Annotated in this window: 14 protein-coding genes and 1 pseudogene; 4 read left to right on the top strand and 11 right to left on the bottom strand. The window is 53.7% G+C overall.

Annotated elements, in window-relative coordinates; translation table 11 throughout:
• Window positions 1-162: 162 nt before the first annotated feature.
• A complete protein-coding gene (gene bchL / locus SPI6313_RS07595) occupies window positions 163-1,032 on the bottom strand; it encodes a ferredoxin:protochlorophyllide reductase (ATP-dependent) iron-sulfur ATP-binding protein (protein WP_072623045.1) in 870 nt (289 codons plus the stop codon).
• A gap of 553 nt (window positions 1,033-1,585) precedes the next feature.
• On the opposite strand from bchL, the gene SPI6313_RS07590 reads away from it, so the two are divergent.
• The 3 genes from SPI6313_RS07590 (at window position 1,586) to SPI6313_RS07580 (ending at window position 4,190) form a co-directional block, all read left to right on the top strand.
• Window positions 1,586-1,777 (top strand): hypothetical protein, encoded by a 192-nt coding sequence (locus SPI6313_RS07590; protein WP_072620451.1) that lies wholly within the window; start codon window positions 1,586-1,588, stop codon window positions 1,775-1,777.
• A 119-nt stretch (window positions 1,778-1,896) separates the two neighbouring features.
• Window positions 1,897-3,486 (top strand): glucose-6-phosphate isomerase, encoded by a 1,590-nt coding sequence (locus SPI6313_RS07585; protein WP_072620450.1) that lies wholly within the window; start codon window positions 1,897-1,899, stop codon window positions 3,484-3,486.
• A gap of 26 nt (window positions 3,487-3,512) precedes the next feature.
• Window positions 3,513-4,190, top strand: coding sequence for a response regulator transcription factor (locus SPI6313_RS07580; protein ID WP_072620449.1), 678 nt, complete (start codon window positions 3,513-3,515; stop codon window positions 4,188-4,190).
• Here SPI6313_RS07580 and SPI6313_RS07575 read toward each other — a convergent pair.
• Entirely contained in the window at window positions 4,187-4,678 is a 492-nt protein-coding gene (locus tag SPI6313_RS07575) for a low molecular weight protein-tyrosine-phosphatase (protein WP_072620448.1), read from the bottom strand. The two genes, SPI6313_RS07580 and SPI6313_RS07575, sit on opposite strands and share 4 nt — an antisense overlap.
• Before the next feature lie 65 nt (window positions 4,679-4,743).
• A pseudogene (locus SPI6313_RS25050) lies at window positions 4,744-5,910 on the bottom strand (RRXRR domain-containing protein).
• 522 nt (window positions 5,911-6,432) lie between these two features.
• Here SPI6313_RS25050 and SPI6313_RS07565 point away from each other — a divergent pair.
• The gene (locus SPI6313_RS07565) at window positions 6,433-7,728 is read left to right on the top strand and encodes an SGNH/GDSL hydrolase family protein (RefSeq protein ID WP_217650529.1); all 1,296 of its coding nucleotides are present in this window, start codon (window positions 6,433-6,435) and stop codon (window positions 7,726-7,728) included.
• A gap of 197 nt (window positions 7,729-7,925) precedes the next feature.
• Here SPI6313_RS07565 and SPI6313_RS07560 read toward each other — a convergent pair whose 3' ends face one another.
• From SPI6313_RS07560 to yidD, 8 genes are all read right to left on the bottom strand, one after another.
• Window positions 7,926-11,177 (bottom strand): type I restriction endonuclease subunit R, encoded by a 3,252-nt coding sequence (locus SPI6313_RS07560; RefSeq protein ID WP_072620446.1) that lies wholly within the window; start codon window positions 11,175-11,177, stop codon window positions 7,926-7,928.
• A 4-nt stretch (window positions 11,178-11,181) separates the two neighbouring features.
• On the bottom strand, window positions 11,182-12,354 hold the full coding sequence (locus SPI6313_RS07555) for a restriction endonuclease subunit S (protein ID WP_072620445.1): 1,173 nt from the start codon (window positions 12,352-12,354) through the stop codon (window positions 11,182-11,184).
• 205 nt (window positions 12,355-12,559) lie between these two features.
• Window positions 12,560-14,602 (bottom strand): type I restriction-modification system subunit M, encoded by a 2,043-nt coding sequence (locus tag SPI6313_RS07550; RefSeq protein ID WP_072620444.1) that lies wholly within the window; start codon window positions 14,600-14,602, stop codon window positions 12,560-12,562.
• Between the two features lie 300 nt (window positions 14,603-14,902).
• Window positions 14,903-16,399 (bottom strand): site-2 protease family protein, encoded by a 1,497-nt coding sequence (locus SPI6313_RS07545; protein ID WP_072620443.1) that lies wholly within the window; start codon window positions 16,397-16,399, stop codon window positions 14,903-14,905.
• A 64-nt stretch (window positions 16,400-16,463) separates the two neighbouring features.
• The gene (gene murQ / locus SPI6313_RS07540; RefSeq protein ID WP_072620442.1) at window positions 16,464-17,372 is read right to left on the bottom strand and encodes an N-acetylmuramic acid 6-phosphate etherase; all 909 of its coding nucleotides are present in this window, start codon (window positions 17,370-17,372) and stop codon (window positions 16,464-16,466) included.
• Between the two features lie 7 nt (window positions 17,373-17,379).
• Window positions 17,380-17,796, bottom strand: coding sequence for a DUF3110 domain-containing protein (locus SPI6313_RS07535; RefSeq protein WP_072620441.1), 417 nt, complete (start codon window positions 17,794-17,796; stop codon window positions 17,380-17,382).
• Window positions 17,797-17,986: 190 nt separating this feature from the next.
• On the bottom strand, window positions 17,987-18,730 hold the full coding sequence (locus SPI6313_RS07530; RefSeq protein WP_072620440.1) for a M15 family metallopeptidase: 744 nt from the start codon (window positions 18,728-18,730) through the stop codon (window positions 17,987-17,989).
• A complete protein-coding gene (yidD, locus tag SPI6313_RS07525) occupies window positions 18,727-18,975 on the bottom strand; it encodes a membrane protein insertion efficiency factor YidD (protein WP_072620439.1) in 249 nt (82 codons plus the stop codon). Before yidD ends, SPI6313_RS07530 begins: the two co-directional genes overlap by 4 nt.
• Window positions 18,976-18,994: the final 19 nt, after the last annotated feature.

Here is an 18,994-nt window from a genome sequence, read left to right as displayed (position 1 = left end):
AACTCCTTGAAATAATGTGAATGGGGGTGATTGGAATTTTTGAGAGGTGGTGGGCATTGCCTACCCTACGCCTCCCGTGCAGAGATCGGGCAAGGGGCTGAAGCCCCTTGTCTCCAATCCATCCCCCTCTCCCGCTGGAAGAGGGGCCAGGGGTGATGGCATTTAAACCATCATCAAATCCAGTTCCGAATCCGCCGACTGTTTCGGGGCATCGGCGGGCGGGTTGAGGTAATAGTCCGACAGGAGCGAGAAGAGGTCGCGATCTTGGGCATCGTTGGGGACAACGCCTTCGGGATTGGCGAGAATTTGATCCGCGATGCTGAGGTAGTAATCGCAGACATAGTTCAACGACGGATCGCGCTCGGCCATTTCAAACAACGTCTTGCCTTTGACACGAGAGACGCGGATGTCTTCGATCAGGGGCAACACTTCAAGGACGGGCATCGGCACAGCTTCAATGTATTTTTCAATCAGGTCGCGCTTCGAGGTGCGGTTACCAATCAGCCCGGCGAGGCGGAGAGGATGGGTGCGGGCTTTTTCCCGGACGGAGGCGGCGATCCGGTTGGCGGCGAAAAGGGCATCAAAGCCGTTATCGGTGACGATCATGCAGTAGTCGGAATAGTTCAGCGGTGCGGCAAACCCACCGCACACCACGTCACCCAACACATCAAAGAGGATGACATCGTATTCATCAAAGGCGTTGAGTTCTTTGAGGAGTTTGACGGTTTCGCCGACCACATAGCCGCCGCAGCCTGCCCCAGCGGGGGGGCCACCGGCTTCGACGCAGTCCACGCCGCCATAGCCTTTGTAGATCACATCTTCGGGCCAGATGTCTTCGTAGTGGAAGTCTTTTTCTTGGAGGGTGTCGATGATCGTGGGGATGAGAAACCCGGTGAGGGTGAAGGTGCTGTCATGTTTGGGGTCGCAGCCGATTTGTAAGACTTTTTTGCCGCGTTTGGCGAGGGCGACGGAGATGTTGCAACTGGTGGTGGATTTGCCGATGCCGCCTTTGCCGTATACCGATAGTCTCATGGGTTTCTCCTCTGGGGTGGGGTGATGGGCGGGAATGGGGGGCAATTGCCGATCGCATTTCCGCTGCTGTTTCGCATTATTGACGAAGCGATGGAGAGTTTAAAGGGGGGTGGATTTTAGAAATGGGTGAGATTCGGAGTGTTTGGGCTTGAATATGGCTCTAGGTCGTTTTTTGGAATTTACATTGCTGATAAATTGATTTCTTTGCGTTTTCAAGAATTTGTAGTTTCGTTTTAGATAAATCAAAACAATAGCAAAATGCCCAAATCTTAAATCTACTGGATTGTTGTTTAAAGTAAAAGTACTCACTCCCATTCCTTGAGGCGGTGGGGGGCGATCGCTCTCAATACCGGACTGAATCAGGGCTGTAGGATTTTGCCTCAAAATTGGGTTGCGATCGCATCACTGCAAGCGCGGGACAGAAAAGAGACGCGATCGCCGCTTCGGTAAATATTGGTTAATTTTTCGCCGAATTCTCGTTACAGTGCTGAGTTTCCAATCCCCAAGCCCAATAAGGTACAGTCAAAAGAGAGATTTTGTTGGAGTTTCATGGATGGCAACCCCCCAATCAGAGGCGATCGCATCCACCCTCTTCTTTACGGTGCTGGGTATCACCGTCGTCACCTATTTACTGCGGGGTCTGAGCCTGTTCTCGTTTTTGCCGGGGGGGATTCTGTGGATTTTGCTGTTGCTCTCGATTGGCACGGGCGTGTTCTATGGCATTGAGAAAACACGGCGGTTTTGACGCATCGCCTCCAGCAATTCGCCGCGATGCTCCGGTTCAATCAGATTCATGGGGTTGATGCGTGGGGATCGCCTGCATTAGCTTAAACTTGTGAAAGGACGCGAAAGAGTAAGGTAATTATGGATTCGGCCGTGCTGTGGCAACGTTATCAAGATTGGTTGTATGTTCACGCCGACCTCGGCTTGTATCTCGATATCAGTCGGATGCGCTTTGATGAGTTTTTTCTCAAGGCGATGCTCCCGAAATTTGAGCAGGCGTTTGAGGCGATGGAGACATTAGAAGCAGGGGCGATCGCCAATCCCGACGAAGACCGGATGGTGGGCCATTACTGGCTGCGCAATCCTGACCTTGCACCCACGCCGGAACTTAAGGCCGCCATTACCGACACCCTCGACGCGATCGATGCCTTTACAACCAAAATCCACAGCGGCACGATTAAACCCCCCAACGCGCCCCGCTTCACCGATATTCTGTCCATTGGCATCGGTGGATCTGCCCTGGGGCCGCAATTTGTATCCCAAGCCCTAGCCCCCGTTGATGCACCCTTAACCCTTCACTTCATCGACAATACCGATCCGGCGGGGATTGCTCGCACCGTGGCGGACATTGGCGATCGCCTCTCTAGCACCCTCGTCCTCGTCATCTCCAAATCCGGCGGCACACCCGAAACCCGCAACGGCATGGTAGAAATCGAAGCCGTCTACACCGCCAAAGGGCTAAACTTTCCCGACTACGCCGTCGCAATTACGGGGATCGGGTCGAAATTAGCAGCGATCGCCCAGCAAAACCACTGGCTCACCACCTTTCCCATGCACGACTGGGTGGGAGGACGCACCTCCGAAATGTCCGCCGTCGGCCTCGTCGCCGCCGCCCTCCAAGGCATCGACATTCACGCCATGCTGGCCGGAGCCAAAACCATGGACGATGCCACCCGCACCCCCGACCTCTACCACAACCCCGCCGCCCTCCTCGCCCTCGCCTGGTATTTCGCCGGCAATGGCAAAGGCTCCAAAGACATGGTGATCTTGCCCTACAAAGACAGCCTCGCCCTCTTTAGCCGCTACCTGCAACAGTTGGTGATGGAATCCCTCGGCAAAGAGCAGGATCTCGACGGCAAGACCGTCTATCAAGGCATTGCCGTCTACGGGAACAAAGGCTCGACCGATCAGCATGCCTATGTACAGCAACTCCGCGAAGGGGTTCCGAACTTCTTTGCCACCTTCATCGAAGTGCTAGAGGATGGCAACCCGAACGGGATCGAAGTCGAACCGGGCATCACCAGCGGGGACTATCTTTCGGGCTTGTTACAGGGAACCCGCCAAGCCCTCTATGACAACCAGCGAGATTCCATTACCCTCACGATTACCACCGTTACCGAAACCACCGTAGGCGCGTTGATTGCGCTGTATGAGCGAGCCGTGGGATTGTATGCCAGTTTGGTGAATGTGAATGCCTACCATCAGCCAGGAGTGGAAGCCGGTAAAAAAGCAGCGGCATCGGTGTTAAGCTTGCAAACCCAACTGGTGCAGGCACTCCAAGGGGCACCAGAACCGCTGGCGATCGCAGACTTGGCCATCGCGATCAATCAACCCGATCAAATCGAGACAATCTATAAGATTCTGCGCCATTTAGCGGCGAATCATCGAAGCTTGTCAATTATCGGCAGTTTTGGTGAACCGCAAACGTTAAAAGTGGCGTGGTCAGCGTAAACTCTAAGCTCATCTGAGGTGATTCCATGCCACTGTTCATCCTTGTCGCTGATGATAATCCGGGAATTCGCCAAGCCATTTGTGATTCTCTAGAATTTGGGGGCTACAGCGCCGTGCCGGCCTCCGACGGTCAAGAGGCCCTAGAGAATGTGGACACCTATCACCCTCATCTGATCGTGGCAGATATTAAAATGCCGCGACTCAATGGCTATGAGTTCATCAAAAAAGTCCGTCAACGCCCCGAATATCGGCTGATTCCGGTGATTTTTTTGACGGAGTGCAACGAAACCCAAGATCGGATTCAGGGGTATCGGGTGGGCTGTGATGCCTATTTACCGAAGCCCTTTGAAATGGATGAGCTTTTGGCGGTGGTGCGAAATTTATTGGAGCGATCGCAAATCATCCACAACGAAGTGCGCTTCGCCCGGTCAGAGGAGGAAGTCACCCCCTCCCCCCGTACTGCCCCGACGAGCAAATCAGAATCCAACACCATGGCCCGTTTTAACCTCGATGACCTCACGGAACGAGAACAGCAAGTCCTCGAACTCCTCGCCCATGGCCTCTCCAATAGTGATATTGGTATCCGCCTCCATCTCAGCCCCCGCACCATTGAAAAATACGTCAGCAATCTGCTTCGCAAAACCGAAACCAACAACCGGGCGAACCTCTCCCGCTTTGCCGTGGAACATCACCTCATTTCCTAGGCGGTAAATTCGGCGGACTGTTGAATCTGGGTGAGTAACCCCTGACAGGCATCCATCAAGAGGTCAATCACGTAGTTAAACCCATCGGGGCCGCCATAGTAGGGGTCGGGCACTTCGCGATCGCGAAAATGCTCCGCATAGTCACACATTAAACGCACCTTGTCCCCGTAGCGATCGTGGCGATCCATCGCCAGAATGTTGCGGTAATTGTCTTCGTCCATCGCCAAGATCAGATCGAACGCTTCAAAATCTGCCGTGGTGAACTGGCGAGCGGAGCCTTGGAGGGTAATCCCGCGTTGGGAGGCAGCGGCTCGCATCCGGCGATCGGGGGACGACCCCACATGATAACTCGACGTTCCCGCCGAATCACAGAGAATGCGATCGGATAAGCCCGCTTCAGCAATCAAATGCTGCATGATATTCTCCGCCGACGGGGAACGGCAGATATTACCTAAACAAACAAATAGCAATCGATAGGGTTTTGTCATGACTTCATCAAAAACTCCTTGTGGAAACCCCCACCTCGCACCGCAGGTGGGGGAGGAAACAAGCGTCAGGCAGCGGGGTTAAATGCCCCACTGACTGACAATCTCTGCGGGCAACTGACCAAAATACCCGTGGCGCGATAGAGTAGCTCAACCTTGGCAGCACTAAACTGTCCAATACGCTTCCAAGTGAACTCAGAAACAGAAACTTGCCGAGTTGTATCCCCACTCACATAGCCCACCGAGACACGACCTGCCATCTCAGCCCGCACTAGATCGCCCTTCCGGAATCCATGGCGGGTTACTGTGCCCCCATATTTGCGGCGTAGACCCTTTTTACGGGGAACCATGAGGTGCAGTTGCCTGCGACTGATGGGTGGCCGTTTAATCACCACAAATGGGGCAGATGTGAGCTTAACCTCTCCAAACCAAAGATAACCGTGACTGCGTTTCCGGTGGAAGGGACGATACCCGATGAAGTATCCACAGGCTAAAGCGATACCATCTACCGCATGGGTTTGGGGAATTTGTTCTGCTTTGTCCTGAGACTTCTTTAATCCCAAAGCAGAGCGAAGTTGAGCGGTGCCATTGCCATCCTGCTGCACCCGTAGCGACTGTANACGGGGGCAATCTGCTCCATTTTCTCAATGGCGTAGGCTTGCCCCACCATGACCGGAGAGAAACCTTGCCCAGATTTTGCTCCCTTTCGACCTGAGGTTAAGTCCACGTCGGCGCGAACTTTCTCGTAGCCAATGGTGGCAATGGGGAATAGTTGGGACAACCCCTGAACAACTCGAAACTCTAGGTCTCGGTTGGCTCGGATACTGGGGGGCACTTTCTGCTGTTTACGGTTGTTAAATCGCTTTTGGCGATGATTTCGTAGCTGGAAGGGTAACTCTCGATTAATCCGCCGACTGCGGCGAGAACGCCGTAGCATTCTGCGATGATCCATCCGTTCACGCACCCTGGGGTAGGGGAGTTCTAGGGTGGGACTGGAATAATGTCGCTTGAGCGGATTGAACGGCAATCCCTGAATAGAGTTTGCCGGGATCGACCCCGACCACGATGGGCTGGGTATTACGACCCGATGGCTCCGCTTTCAGGCGCACTACCTTAATCCGTAGATTGGTTTTCACCCATTGGGCCTTGCCCTGCGCTACCCACCGTTGAGCGCGACTACTCTTGGTGGGCATGGCAGGAGTACCATCAGGGTTTTGGACTGGGATGCGTTGCATGGAAGATAATTCCAAAACTACAGGTCTCTTCAGCCAGTGAGTACGGTGTTTCTGGGCTGAACCCACTCCCTGAGATTCCAGGGCCTTACAAATAATCCGATTTAGAGAAGCAACCGGAAGTGTTGCCGTACTAACCTTGGTGGCCTATTCGCAGCTACGACCGGGTTATCTCCGGTCACTCCCCCACCTGGCATCCGCCGAGGTGGGGGTCATTGAACTCGATCGATAACCACAGTGCGGTGTTACAGCGTCTTCACTCATTACCCTCACCCTAAACCCCTCTCCCACAGGGCGAGGGGCTTCTGAAATCTGTACATGATGATTTCTGAACAAGCTGTAGCTTCATCACTCGCCCCCTATCATAGGTCTAGACGTGCTTTTGTGCTAACGTATTCTGCGAGATTCCTAGTGCTGTTGAGGCAAGTTCTCCCTATGTTCCGAACCTACCGTAATCCTTACACTCTGCGCAGAAAAAAAAATAAGTTTAAGTTTTGGCCCACGGTGCTTTGGCTCATAGTCGCCTTGGTTGGCTTGGAACTGGGTGCGAAAGCCCTCGTTTTGATGATGGGCAATGGCGATCGCATCAACGACATCGGCCCCAGCGCCAACAGCAACATTGACCGCCTCAACTTCATTTCCAAAGAAGGAGAGTCTCTCACCGGAATGCCCCAGGCGGGCCAACTCAAAGCCAAATCCAGTATTGCCGTCGGGTATGAACTCGTCTCCGACCAAAGCACCGAGATTTGGACGATTAACCCCCAAGGCTTTCGCGATAACGAACCCGTACCCCTGGAAAAACCGCAGGGTGAAATTCGGATCTTTCTCTTGGGCGGTTCGACCGCCTTTGGTCAGGGTCTCAGCGACCCCACCACCCTAGTGAGCGAAAAACTAGAAACACGCTTGCAAGAACGCCTTGAGCAGCAACAGCGATCGCCCGAAAAATATCAACCCGCCACCTTACCCTTCACCGCCGAACAACGCCAAGCTGTCGCCAAACTGCCTCCCCGGATTCGGTCTGGCAACTATCGCATCATCAACGCTGCCGTTCCCGGCTACGCCTCCGGCAATCAACTCGCCCAACTCGCCCTCAAAATTCTTCCCTATCAACCCGATGTGATCGTCGTCTTGAACGGATATGACGACCTGATGCTTGACTCTAGCGAAGACAGCGTTGGCATCCCCGTGCGCAATCAGCTTCTCACTCAACCCGTGCGCCATTTTGGCCTCTTTATCACCCAGCCTGTGCGCGGCTTCATTCAAAACACCACCTTCGCTAGGGTGCTGCAATACTATTTCTTTAACTCCAATCCCGACCTCGCCGAGAGTAGTTTACCCGTGCGTCAAGGCGAGGATTCGTTGACGGACTATTTGCCCAGCCCCGATGACACCGAGGAATTGAGCCAACGGGTCGAACGCTACCGCAGCCACATCAAGCAGATGGTGCAACTCTCTGCCGGGGCACGAGTGCCATTAATCGTGGCCTTGCAACCGGAAATTACGGGCATTTCCCCCGAAAAACGCAGTGGGAACGTCGAAACGACCCGCATCACCCAAAATCTAGATGCAACCTACCAAGCCACGATTACCGCTGCCTATCAGCAACTCGATGAGGCGAACAAGTCTCTAGAATCCGCCTACCCCAATAATATTCGCGTCTTCAATTACTACGATCTCTTTGATTCGATGGCGAATCTCGGCGCGTTTCAAGATACGGTTCATTTGACAGCAGTGGCACACCAAACCCTCGCAGAACGGCTCTACAATGCGATCACGGGACTCCCGAACCTACAACAAAAACCGGCTGAACCTGCCCGTTAACCCTGGTCTATTGTGCCTCCTTGCGGTCTGAGCGATCGCTGGCGATCGCTCACCATCCAACCGGATTAAACAGCGATCGCGCCATCAATCCCCCTGTAGTCCGGAATCGCTCCCCAGCAGCGCGTAGACCTGTTACAGATACACCCTGAACGTTTCTTCCTCTCCCTCGCCTCGGCGGGGAGTTTTGCTTTGGGAGGTCATGCCGCCCATTTCTGGCGATTGATTGCCAAGTCTAGGGTGAGGTCAAACACCTTGTCGCGCTTCTCAAAGAAGAGGGCTTGATCGTAGCTCTCTTCCGGGAGATGCTCGTCGAGTACCGCGTCTACTGCGTTGCGAACCTGGGTTCGGGTTTGACTGTCTTTGTACCAGTCCTGCACTAATATTTTGGGCTGTGCTGCGGTTAAACGTTGCAGGAGAGCTTTGGCCGCGAGGCGGACTTTTTTTTCGTCGGCTTTGGTGAGTTTATCCGTGCAGAGGAGGTCGTAGATTTCGAGTTCGTCTTCAGTGAGGCCGAGGCGGATGTGGCGATCGCCTTCTTCGCGCAAAGTTGCGGCAAATTTAACGAGTTCCTCAAAATTGGTGTCCGCATCGCTGCTTTGGGCGTTGTAGTTTTCGATGATGTTCTGGAGTCGATCGGCAAAGGCGCGGCGGGTGCGGTTTTCGGTGAGCATTTGCGCGAGTTTGGCTTCGAGGAAGGCGCGAAGGTCAGCGATCGCAATATTTTTATAGGTGGTCTGACGAAATTCTTGCTGAAGTTTTTCAAAATCGATTTGGCTCAGATCCCACACCTTGCCCCGTTTTTGAATCTGATAGCTGTCGGTGAATGCTTTGGCGCGATCGAACTGCTGGCTATTGACCACAATGCTTTCATCGAGCAGTTCGTTAATTTTTTGGGTGGCGAGATCGATGTCTTGGCGTTGGGCGAGGCCATCGAGGATGCCGCGTAGGTATTGAAACAGCGCCACCTGACGCACGATGGGCCGACCGAGAATTTCCGGTTTGCAGGCTTCGTAAAGCGCGGTGATCGTGTTCTCGAATACTTTAAAAGAGCGGCGCGATTCATCGGGGACAATGATCGTATTCGCCCAACTGTCGCACAGGTGGAGATTTTGGGAGATGTTATCGGCAGTGAGGACGGTATCAATATCGATATGACGATCGCTTAAAAAGGCCCGCCCCCGTGCGATCGCTTCATCGAGCAGCGCAAACAGGGCGGTTTTGTCCTGCACCGGAACAGCATCAAGGCCGTCGCTGCCTTGGCCGTAATCCTTAACGGCTTGTTTGAGTCGTCCGAAAACGCCGTAATAATCGACGATTTCGCCGTTTTTCTTGTCGATGCCGTGGATGCGGTGGGAGGTGACCCGGTTGGCGCGGGCGATGGTTTGCATCAGGGTGTGGCCTTTTTGGGGTTTGTCGAGATACAGGGTCGAGATGGTGGGCGCATCAAAACCCGTCAGCCACATGGCACAGACGAAAACCAGTTGCAGCGGGTGGTTGGGGTCTTTAAATTCGGCTTCGATGTCGCGCTGAATCATGCGATCGCGGTGGGGGCGAATGTCGAGACCTTGGGCGGTGAATTTTTCCGCTTCGCCATTTTCGGCGCTGACGACGACGGCCATTTCAACATCGCGCATATAGTCGAGGCGGTGTTTGAGTCGTTTTTTTTCTAGGTCGTTGGTGCTGTGTTTGATGTGGCCGCGTAGCTGTTTGAGTTCGGCTTTCCAGAGACGCTGCACTTTGTCATACAGTTTCACGGCGGTGAATTTATCGACAGCGATCGCCATTGCTTTACCGAGGTAGCCGCGCCGAGGGAAGTGGTAGACAATATCGCGGGCGATCGCTTCTAACCGATCATCACGTTTAATAATGGCGAGGGTGGTGGAAAATTGGCGTTCGAGTTTTTCCTGTTGGGCCTCGCTGAGGTTTTCGTCTTCAATGATTTCGTTAAATTCGTCGCTGAGGTCTTCGTTTTGGTTGGTGACTTCGGGGACGCGCTTGTTATAAAACAGCGGCACGGTTGCGCCGTCGTCCATGGATTGGCTGAAGTTATATTCCGAAACATAATCCCCAAACCATTCGTTTGTTTTACGATCGCGCCCCAACAATGGCGTACCCGTGAAGGCGAGATATTGAGCATTGGGCAGGCCAGCGCGCATATTTTCAGCGAGGGTTTTGTATTGGGTGCGGTGGGCTTCATCGACGATCACGATGATGTCGTTGCGATCGCTCAGGAGCGGGTATTTTTCGCCTTTGTCGTAGCGAAATTTATGAATCAGGGTAAAGATCAGGCGTTTGTTTTGGCTGAGAAAGTCCCGCAGTTGTTGGCTGTCTTTGGGTTGGGCGGCGTTGGCTTTGCTGACGGTGTTGGTGTGGAGGAAGGTTTTATAAATCTGGCCGTCGAGGTCTTCGCGATCGGTGACGACGACAAAGCTATAGTTCCCGGTGCATTTGCGGAAAATTTTACGGGCATAAAAAATCATCGAGTAGCTTTTTCCGGAGCCTTGGGTATGCCAAAAGACTCCCAGTTTGCCCGCACATTCGGCGCGATGCTGGAATTTCTCAAAGCCTTTATTCACGCCGATAAATTGGTGATTTTGGGCGATGATTTTCTGGGTTTTGCCTGGGTTGTCGTTGTAGAGAATAAAGTTTTCGAGATAGTCGAGGAGTTTGGCGGGGGCGAGGAGTCCGTCAATGAGGCGATCGAGGCTGGTGCCGGTGTCGCGGATCTGTTGGCGATCGATTTTTTCGGTTTCGTCTTCGGGGCGCAACCATTGAAAGAAGTATTCCCAGGTGGCGGTATAGCTACCCAGGCGGGTTTCGATCGCATTACTGAGAATACAGAGGGCGTTGGTGAGAAAGAGTTGGGGGATGTCGTGTTTATAGTTGATGAGGTTGTCGTCGTAGGCGGTGCGGAGTGGGCGGTTGGCGTTTTTGAGTTCGATAAACACGAGGGGCAGGCCGTTGATATAAATCAAAATATCGGGGCGGCGATAGCTGGCGGTGGCGGCGGTTCCGGTGCTTTGTATCCAGAGTTGGGAAACGGCGAGAAATTGATTATTTTCGGGGCGATCAAAGTCAATCACTCTCACCCGATCGCGTTTTGTCCGTCTCCGATCGCTGCTTCGATCTTTTTTATATTCAATTGGGATGCCGTCACGAATCAGGTTATCAAGTTCGCGGTTTGCATCGATCGCATTCTGAGTTTGGCGACGATCGCACAGTTGTTTCAGGGCGGTGTCGATCGCCTCTGGGGGAATTTCTGGGTTCAGGGCGATCGCGGCGGTTCGGAGGCGATCGCGGAAGATCACGTCGCGTTTGTCGGTGCGGTGGGATTGGTCGTTGAGGGTTTCGGGTTTTGGGGTGTAGCAGTTGAGGGTGTGGTAGCCGTGGTGTTTGAGGCGATCGAGGGTGGCTTGTTCGATGTCGTCTTCGCTGATGAAGTTGGGCATGGGTTTACGGGGTCATGCTAGGTGGGGTTTGGATGTCGAGATGTTCGACGGAAAGTTTACCAGAAATGAGCCGAGGCAAAAGAAGATCGCGGGTTTTTGTGAGGTTTTCGTTTTGCTGCTGGAGCTGATATTTTAGATCAAAAATCGGAGAGATGAGATTAGAAAACTTAGTTATTAGCTCAATACCTGGATAGAAAAACTGATTAGAATAAGCCTGCTTTCTATTTAATCCTGGTACTGCTGCATCATTATTGATGAAGTTCATTGATCGCAGTAGAAAAAACAAATAAGTCAATGGAAGTTTAGAGACAACATAGAAAACCGTATCAATTGGGAAAAATCCACGGTCTGAAAAGTAAACAGCCCCGACATTACCTTTTCTTCCAACAATAATTCCCGGATTTTCGACGAGTGCTTTTGAGTGTGAGCCTATAATCCCACCAGATCCATAAACATAAAATTTACCCGCCTCTCTATCCGCTTCTTTTAGTGCTTTTCCATAAGCAAGTTCAAGTATTGCATCCAAGCGTTTAACTTCCCAGCCTTCCGGGATGCCTTTAACGAATTTGGTGTTTTGGTAGCCGGGGAAGCGCAACCGGACGAACCATTCGCGGTAGATTTCCTCGGCCATCTTTTCGAGTAGGGCGATGCGGCGTTTATTCGTCTCGATCAAGTCATCATAAGCCGTCAGTATCGCCGCGATCTTTCGTTGAGTTGCGATCGGTGGAAGTGGCGGTAAAGATAACTTTCTGATATCAGTGACATTGAGATGTCCAACTGTCGCACCAGTTGAAAGAAGGACAATGTAGCCTTTAACAGTAGGACTATTGAGAAGATAAGCTAAAAAAGCAGGATCTAACTCATCGCTAGTCACGCGAATTAAAACGGTTCTTTGTCCAAGACAAACTCGCTGTCCTGAAACAATTAGCCCAACGTTTCCAACGGGTGCTTCCCTAGCCATAATGAGGTCTCCTGGCATAGGCTCACCTCGTCTTGTCCATTTAGAAAACGTGCTTTCAGATATTCGCTGTACCTTATCAAGTATTAGTCTGCCCTGACCTATATTCGGAGTTCTGATCAAGGGTATTCCTTCTTCCTGTGTAGGTGCAGTTTTATGCTCACAATCAATAATTGAGCATAATTCACCCAGTTTTTTAGAATGTACTTTTGTAAGCATTCAGGTCATGAGGATTTGGCTGTAAGCACTGCTCAGTATGGGTTTCAGCTATTTTGAGCTATTTTGTTATTCTCAATAAATAAGGCTGTAACCCCTAGTCTTGCGTAATTATTGAGAATGAACTGTTAGTTTAGAACTCACCTCGATTTTGAAAGCCTTGCTGTGACTGCGTTTCAAGTACCTGAATCCTTACGTACTTTTTTCATTATTCATCAATCAATAGCTTGATGTTTTTTTTTATTGTTTGGGTTAATTGTAAAGAGTTTGAACTAAGCAAAGCTAATGAATTATGCATTTCTGCTAACTCATCAATAAACTCCTCCTCAGTCTTCCCGTCTTCCTCAATCACAACCCCCACATATCGCCCCGGATTCAACGAAAAATCTTGTTCCTTAATTTCCTCCAGAGTCGCCAACTTACACAACCCCACCACATCCTCATATTGCGCCGCCGGGAACCGATCCTGTAACCAGCCCACCTGCAAAAAGAACCCCTCCGCCGCCTTCACCTCCTGGTGTAACGCCTCCAACTCCCCCTTTAATGACTTCGTTGTCCCCGGCAAATCCCGCACCGCCCAATCCACCATTTTTAACGCCCCGTGTAACCGTCCGAAAAACGCCCCAAACCCCGCCCGGAACTGCCACTGTAAATCATTGCGAACCTCCACCGATGCCCCCACAGAAGCCGCCCGATAATCCCCATACTCCGACTCCAACCGATCCAACCCATCCCACACCAACAGCAAATCCGCGATCGTCCTCTTCACCAGCATCTCAGCCAACGCATCCACCAACTTCACCGCCACCTTCGCCGCCTCCGCCTTGTTGCGGCGTAACGGCTCCATCCCCGCCGTAAAATAGCGATCGATTAAGCCCAGAAACTCATCGCGCCGCCCCTTGTGTAAGCGACTGATGATCGCGATATTTTGGATCTGCTCCTCCGTAAACACCCGATGCGCCCGATCCACCTGCGTGAAAATATTTCGCGCATCGATAAACAAGATGCGATCGTCCGTCTTGCCCTTGTCGAAAAACCACAGCGTCGCCGGGAGCGTCACCGTGTAGAACATATTCGACGGCAACGTTAACATTCCGTAAATCAGGTTTTGCTCGATTAACGTCCGGCGAATCTCCGCCTCTGAATGTCGCGCATCCGAAGCCGAATTCGCCATCACCAACGCCGCCCGCCCGCCAGAGGTGCGATCGTTCGGCTCCTTCAACGACGTAGCAAAGAGATTAATCCAGAGATAATTCGCATTGGGAACCGTCTCCTTCGCCTGCTCCGACTTCTTCTTTTTCGTCTTATTCTGGGGAATACCATAGGTATTGAAGCGGCGATCGTCCTTCACCGCCTCCAGCGACACATCATCCACATTAAACGGCGGATTCGCCAACACATAATCAAACCGACCAAACGAATCAAACACATCCGTGTAATAGGTAATCGCTGGGGCAATCTCGCCCCGTAACCCGTTCACCGCCAAATTCATTCGCGCCAGCTTCACCGTCTCGCCCTGCTTCTCCTGACCATACACATACACACTCGTATCCTTGCCCTGCGCCTCCATTTCCTGGCGATGCTTCGCGATAAAATCCGCCGACTGCACAAACATTCCCCCCGACCCGCAGGCCGGATCAAACACCGTCCCGCCGTGGGGTTCGATAATCTCCACCATCAACCGCACCACCGATCGCGGCGTGAAAAACTCCCCCCCGCCCTGACCTTCCGCCAACGCAAACTTACCCAAAAAATACTCGTAAATCTGCCCGAACACATCCCCCGTCGCATCATCCGGGATATTGTCGAACTTTTTGAGTAAATCCACCGGCAGCCGTTGGGTTTCCGGGGTGCGCGTCAGGCGGTGATATTCGTCCTTCGGCAAACTGCCCGCCAATTCTGGCTTGTACTCCTCGATCGCTTCCATCGCCCGCTCGATCGCTGTGGCAATCTGGCCATCTTCCGGCAGGTTCAATAAATACTGATAGCGGGCAAAATCCGGCAGATAAAACCCACAGCGAGCGATCGCGATTTCGTGGATTGGCTTTTCGCGCCGTTTCCCCTTGAATTTCTCAAACTCTTGATTAATCGCCTCCTCGTGGCGGCGATAGTTAATATCCGCAAACTTAAGGAAAATCAACCCTAAAACCGGCGTGCCATATTCCGATGCCTTCAGGTCAGAATTAGCACGGAGACTATCCGCCGCCGACCAAAGATCCTGTTCGAGTTGCTTGAGTTGTTCTGTGTTCAATTCCTGTGCTGCCAGTGCTGCCAGCGATCGCGCCTGTTGATAGTTTCTAGCGTATCAAGGCCAGCACAGCCGCGATCATTAATTTTGCCGCGCCCCCCTTAACCAACCTACTGCTTATACATAAATCAATCTCAAGTTCCAACACTATCGTGATCCCCCCTAGCCTCCTTTTTTAAGGGGGGAATCAGAAAAAGTCCCCCTTAAAAAGGGGGATTTAGGGGGATCAATCGCACGTTAGGTCAGTATTTGGGGGCTGTGTATAAGCAGTAGCTTAACCAACCGGGCCCGCTTGGATCGCCCTTACCCAATCCCCAGGCGACCAGCAAGGCCGGGGCTGAGGGGGATCAGGGTCGCCAACATCAGGAAAAGGGCGAGGAGGCCGAGGGCAGCGCGAGCGTCGTTGGGTTCGGTGAGTTCGTTGAGGCTAGGGCGTTCGAGGTCGCGCTGGACGAAGAGGATGACGATGCCCCAATAGAGGGGGATCGGGTTGGCGGCGTTGAAGATGGCGACGATGCCGAGGACAACAAGGGTGGCGATCGTCGTGCGGCGGGCGGTTTTGCGGCCATAGATGGCTTGGACGATGCGGCCGCCGTCCAGTTGACCGGCGGGCATCAGGTTCAGGGCCGTGATTACGAGGCCGAGCCAACCGATCACCGTGAGGGGATGGATATCAACGATCGCATTTTCTAACTGACTCCCTAAAATCGTTTTCGCCAAGGTGCCGACGAGGATCGAGCCTTGGAAAAATTGGGTGGGAAGTTTAAACAGACTGCCGGGATGGGAGAGGACGAGGCCGGTCATCAACATCAAAAACGAGAGCAACCCCCCCAGGGCGGGGCCAGCGATCGCCACATCAAACAGAGCAGAACGGTGGGGCACGAGGGATTCAAAACGGGTGATGCTGCCGAACGTGCCGATCTGCCAACTGGGGAGGAAAAAGGGCCAGCTTAGTTTGATGTTGTAGCGTTGGGCGTAGAACCAATGGCCGAATTCATGGGCACCAAGGATGATCCACAAGCCCAGGGCAATGGGGATCGGTTCCCAATAACGACCGAGATCGCTAAACCAATCAAAGCCCAGCAGGAGGCTGGCGGCTTCGATGCTGGTGGCGAGGGTGGCGACGAGCAGCACGATCGCGAGATTTTTCTGGCCCAGGGTCATCGGTTGGGGGTCGTTGCGGCTGGGGAGGACGATGACGATGGGTTTACCGTCGGGACTTTCCACGAGGAAGAGGCGGTATTGTTCGCCGCAGAGGTCGGTTAATTTAGTCGAGAGGCGATCGTGCACCCTGTCCGGTTCCCCCCGCAGATTGCCGCGAAAAATCGCCCCGTCTTGGTAGGCGATGGTTTCCGTGGCAAAAAAGGTGTCAATCCCGAAAATGCCCTTGATGGTTTGGAGGTCTTCGACGGGAATCGGGGAGGTGTCCGGTTCAAGATTCAGAGCGGTGGAGGCGGTGCTGTCATCGGCGGCGGTTTCGCCCGCTTCGGCGGCAAGGCGTTGGGCGGCGCGTTGGCGGATGATTTCGTCTTGACCTTCGGCCCGGAGTCGATTACCGAGGTAGATATACACCCCCGATGACCCGACGAGGAGCAGAATAATCAACACAAAGTTGATATAAACCCCCAAGGCAACGAGGCCGAAAAAGACAAGCCACGGGGCGATCAGGACGACGGATTGTAACCAGGCGAGAACGCCCAGTTTGCCGTAGGGCTTGGCGCGGTTATACCCCCAGATTAAGAATCCGGAGGCAACGGCGATGATGGCAAGGGTGGCGATCGCTTCTGAATGACTAAACATAAAATTTAGAGGGCGGGTGCGGAAAGCTTCTCTAGCCTAGCGTTGAATGGGAAAGGGCTACAAGTTAGGCAGCGGCCAGGGCGTTGCGGAGGTGATTGTCGTGGGCAGCGAGGAGGTGGCGGCCCCGCTCAGCATCGACGTTGCCCCAATGCATGAGGAGGGCGAGTTTCACCCATTGGCCACTGGCATCGAGGAGGGTTTCGGCGGCAGGGCGATCCAACTCCGTCAGGTCTTGGAGGATGCGCAGGGCGCGATCGCGCAGTTTCGTATTCGTCACTGCCACGTCGATCATCCGGTTGCCGTAGACTTTGCCCAGTTTCACCATCACCGCTGTGGAAAGGATATTGAGGGCGAGTTTCGTCACGGTTCCGGCTTTGAGGCGCGTTGACCCGGCGAGAATTTCCGGCCCCACCAGGAGGCGCAGATTTACATCGGCCTCACAGGGCACTTGCTCAGCGGGGACGCAGGCGAGAAAAATCGTTTTGGCTCCCTGCGATCGCGCCGCGCCCAATGCCCCATGGACGTAGGGCGTTGTGCCCCCAGCGGTGATCCCCACCACCACATCCTGGGCGGTAATGCCGTGGTCTGCGATCGCCGCTGCGCCATCCTCAGCACGATCCTCCAAGGCCTCGGAGCTTTTAAACATCGCCCCCGCCCCTCCGGCTAAAATCCCCTGCACCAACTCCGGCGGCGTGCAAAACGTGGGGGGACATTCCGCCGCATCCAACACCCCCAAGCGGCCACTGGTTCCCGCCCCCACATAGAACAAACGACCCCCCGCCGCCAGGGCAGCGGCAGTGAGGTCAATGGCGGCGGCGAGGTCGAGGCGGGCAGCGGCGATCGCCTCTAGGGTGCGGGCATCCTCTGCGTTAAACAAATCCACCAATTCCGCCGCACTGAGTTGATCGAGGGTTTGACTCCTGGGGTTGTTTTGCTCCGTGAGGAGATGCCCGCGTGAGGTTGAATTCTCCATGGTGGGGTTATAGCAGTCCTTCTAAAAAACGGCGTTGGGCTTCGAGTTCAGCATCGGTCATCTCCCCGGCCCGCTCCCGTTCTGGCACATCCTCGGTGGGTGGGGTCGGTTTTGTCGTCTCGTCGAGCACCGTTTGGGGATGATCCACATTGGCTTCCGGGGGAATTTCTAAACGCCCCGACTCGACGACTTCAAACTCATAGCCCGCTTCTTGACAAAACTCTTCAATTTCTTCGGCGGGAAACTCTTCAACCGTGGGCGTGGGAAAATCCTGGGCTTCTAAGAGTAGGGCATACCGGGCCGCGTCTTCTTCATCTTCAAACATCAAGATTTTATTTTGCCCTCCCATTTGGATGGTGTGGATGCCCTCATTTTCTGTACCCGCATTGATGAGGAGGACAAAAACTCGTCTAGGTGCAAGCATAGCGACTGTTAACGTTAACTCTTGACTCTATCCTTTCTAGAATATCGGATCTGTGCGATCGCTCACTCACCTGCCTCAAACCCCTCACCCAACCCTCTCCCCCAGGCGAGGGCGTTGGACTCCCTTCTCCTGGGGGAGAAGGGCCGGGGATGAGGGCCAATCAACGGGGGTTTATGGGGTGAATTTTGGCTCACTCACAACGGCCATATCGCGCCTGCTGGGGTGGGTTAGGCTGTTGCGAATCCTGCTGATTCAACCAGACCCACATTTGATCCCCTAAACAAAAGTGCCACCACTCATTCGGATGTTGCCGAAACCCCGCCCGCTCCATCACATCGCGCAGCTGGGTACGGAGCCGGCGGTAGCTGCGCTCTGTTGGGGTGGTGGCGGTGGCGTAGTAGTCGGGGTGGGAACGGGGGGAGATTTCGTCAATGGCGCCGCCCATTTCGACCTTGCAGCCTCGCGTAATCGCGAGGGTGAGATCGACGGCGGCCCCGGTGCTGTGGGGGGGCGGCGTGGCGGGGTCGAGGCTGGGGGCGGCCCAAAATTGATGGACTTCGTCCCAGATTTCGGCTTGTTGGGCGGCGGTGAGGTGGTCGGCTGAGAGCGATCGCGCCTTGAGCAACTTCTGATAGGTATAGTCCACCATGAATTGCTGCACTGCCACAGGGCGATAGGCATCAAAAATCTGAAACATTAAATCAGGACGAACCCTACATAACTCAGCTTGGGCCACCTGCAACGCAGCTAAAACTCCAGAGCGCAAAAAATACGGCGATTTTCCTCCATAATCGGCTCCCAATTTCACGTAGGGATGGAGCGAGGGTGACTCCATGAAGAATTGATCGGGATTCCCGTGATAGGGACCACCACGGGGAATCGGCACGAGGGGTTCGCCACAGTCAGCGATCGCAATCTGTTGATAGGGTTTCATGGTTGGGAATCCTGAGGATGAGAGACATCTTCTGCTAGCGGGACGGGATCATAACCCCCCGGATGGAAGGGATGACAGCGGGCAATGCGACGCACCGCCAACAGCCCGCCCCGCCCCGGTCCAAAGCGTTCAATGGCCGTCAGGGCATATTGGGAACAGGTGGGGTGAAAGCGACAGGTGGGCAACCACAGGGGCGAGAGCAGCAGACGATAGCCGCGAATTAAGGTTAATAATAATGCTTTCATAGGTCTAGGGTCGGGGTAA

Origin of the sequence: Spirulina major PCC 6313 (genome assembly GCF_001890765.1) — a bacterium.
In the GTDB taxonomy this organism is placed as follows: domain Bacteria; phylum Cyanobacteriota; class Cyanobacteriia; order Cyanobacteriales; family Spirulinaceae; genus Spirulina; species Spirulina major.
Note: the sequence above shows the minus strand (reverse complement) of the source record. Positions and strands in the feature narration are given on the sequence as shown.

What these genes read in the sequence shown, in the direction of transcription:
- SPI6313_RS07575 (WP_072620448.1), bottom strand. Translation starts at nt 4,678, where the DNA reads ATGACAAAACCCTATCGATTGCTATTTGTTTGTTTAGGTAATATCTGC.
- SPI6313_RS07535 (WP_072620441.1), bottom strand. Translation starts at nt 17,796, where the DNA reads ATGCTTGCACCTAGACGAGTTTTTGTCCTCCTCATCAATGCGGGTACA.
- SPI6313_RS07580 (WP_072620449.1), top strand. Translation starts at nt 3,513, where the DNA reads ATGCCACTGTTCATCCTTGTCGCTGATGATAATCCGGGAATTCGCCAA.
- murQ (WP_072620442.1), bottom strand. Translation starts at nt 17,372, where the DNA reads ATGGAGAATTCAACCTCACGCGGGCATCTCCTCACGGAGCAAAACAAC.
- SPI6313_RS07545 (WP_072620443.1), bottom strand. Translation starts at nt 16,399, where the DNA reads ATGTTTAGTCATTCAGAAGCGATCGCCACCCTTGCCATCATCGCCGTT.
- SPI6313_RS07590 (WP_072620451.1), top strand. Translation starts at nt 1,586, where the DNA reads ATGGCAACCCCCCAATCAGAGGCGATCGCATCCACCCTCTTCTTTACG.
- SPI6313_RS07560 (WP_072620446.1), bottom strand. Translation starts at nt 11,177, where the DNA reads ATGCCCAACTTCATCAGCGAAGACGACATCGAACAAGCCACCCTCGAT.
- SPI6313_RS07530 (WP_072620440.1), bottom strand. Translation starts at nt 18,730, where the DNA reads ATGAAACCCTATCAACAGATTGCGATCGCTGACTGTGGCGAACCCCTC.
- SPI6313_RS07585 (WP_072620450.1), top strand. Translation starts at nt 1,897, where the DNA reads ATGGATTCGGCCGTGCTGTGGCAACGTTATCAAGATTGGTTGTATGTT.
- yidD (WP_072620439.1), bottom strand. Translation starts at nt 18,975, where the DNA reads ATGAAAGCATTATTATTAACCTTAATTCGCGGCTATCGTCTGCTGCTC.
- SPI6313_RS07555 (WP_072620445.1), bottom strand. Translation starts at nt 12,354, where the DNA reads ATGCTTACAAAAGTACATTCTAAAAAACTGGGTGAATTATGCTCAATT.
- bchL (WP_072623045.1), bottom strand. Translation starts at nt 1,032, where the DNA reads ATGAGACTATCGGTATACGGCAAAGGCGGCATCGGCAAATCCACCACC.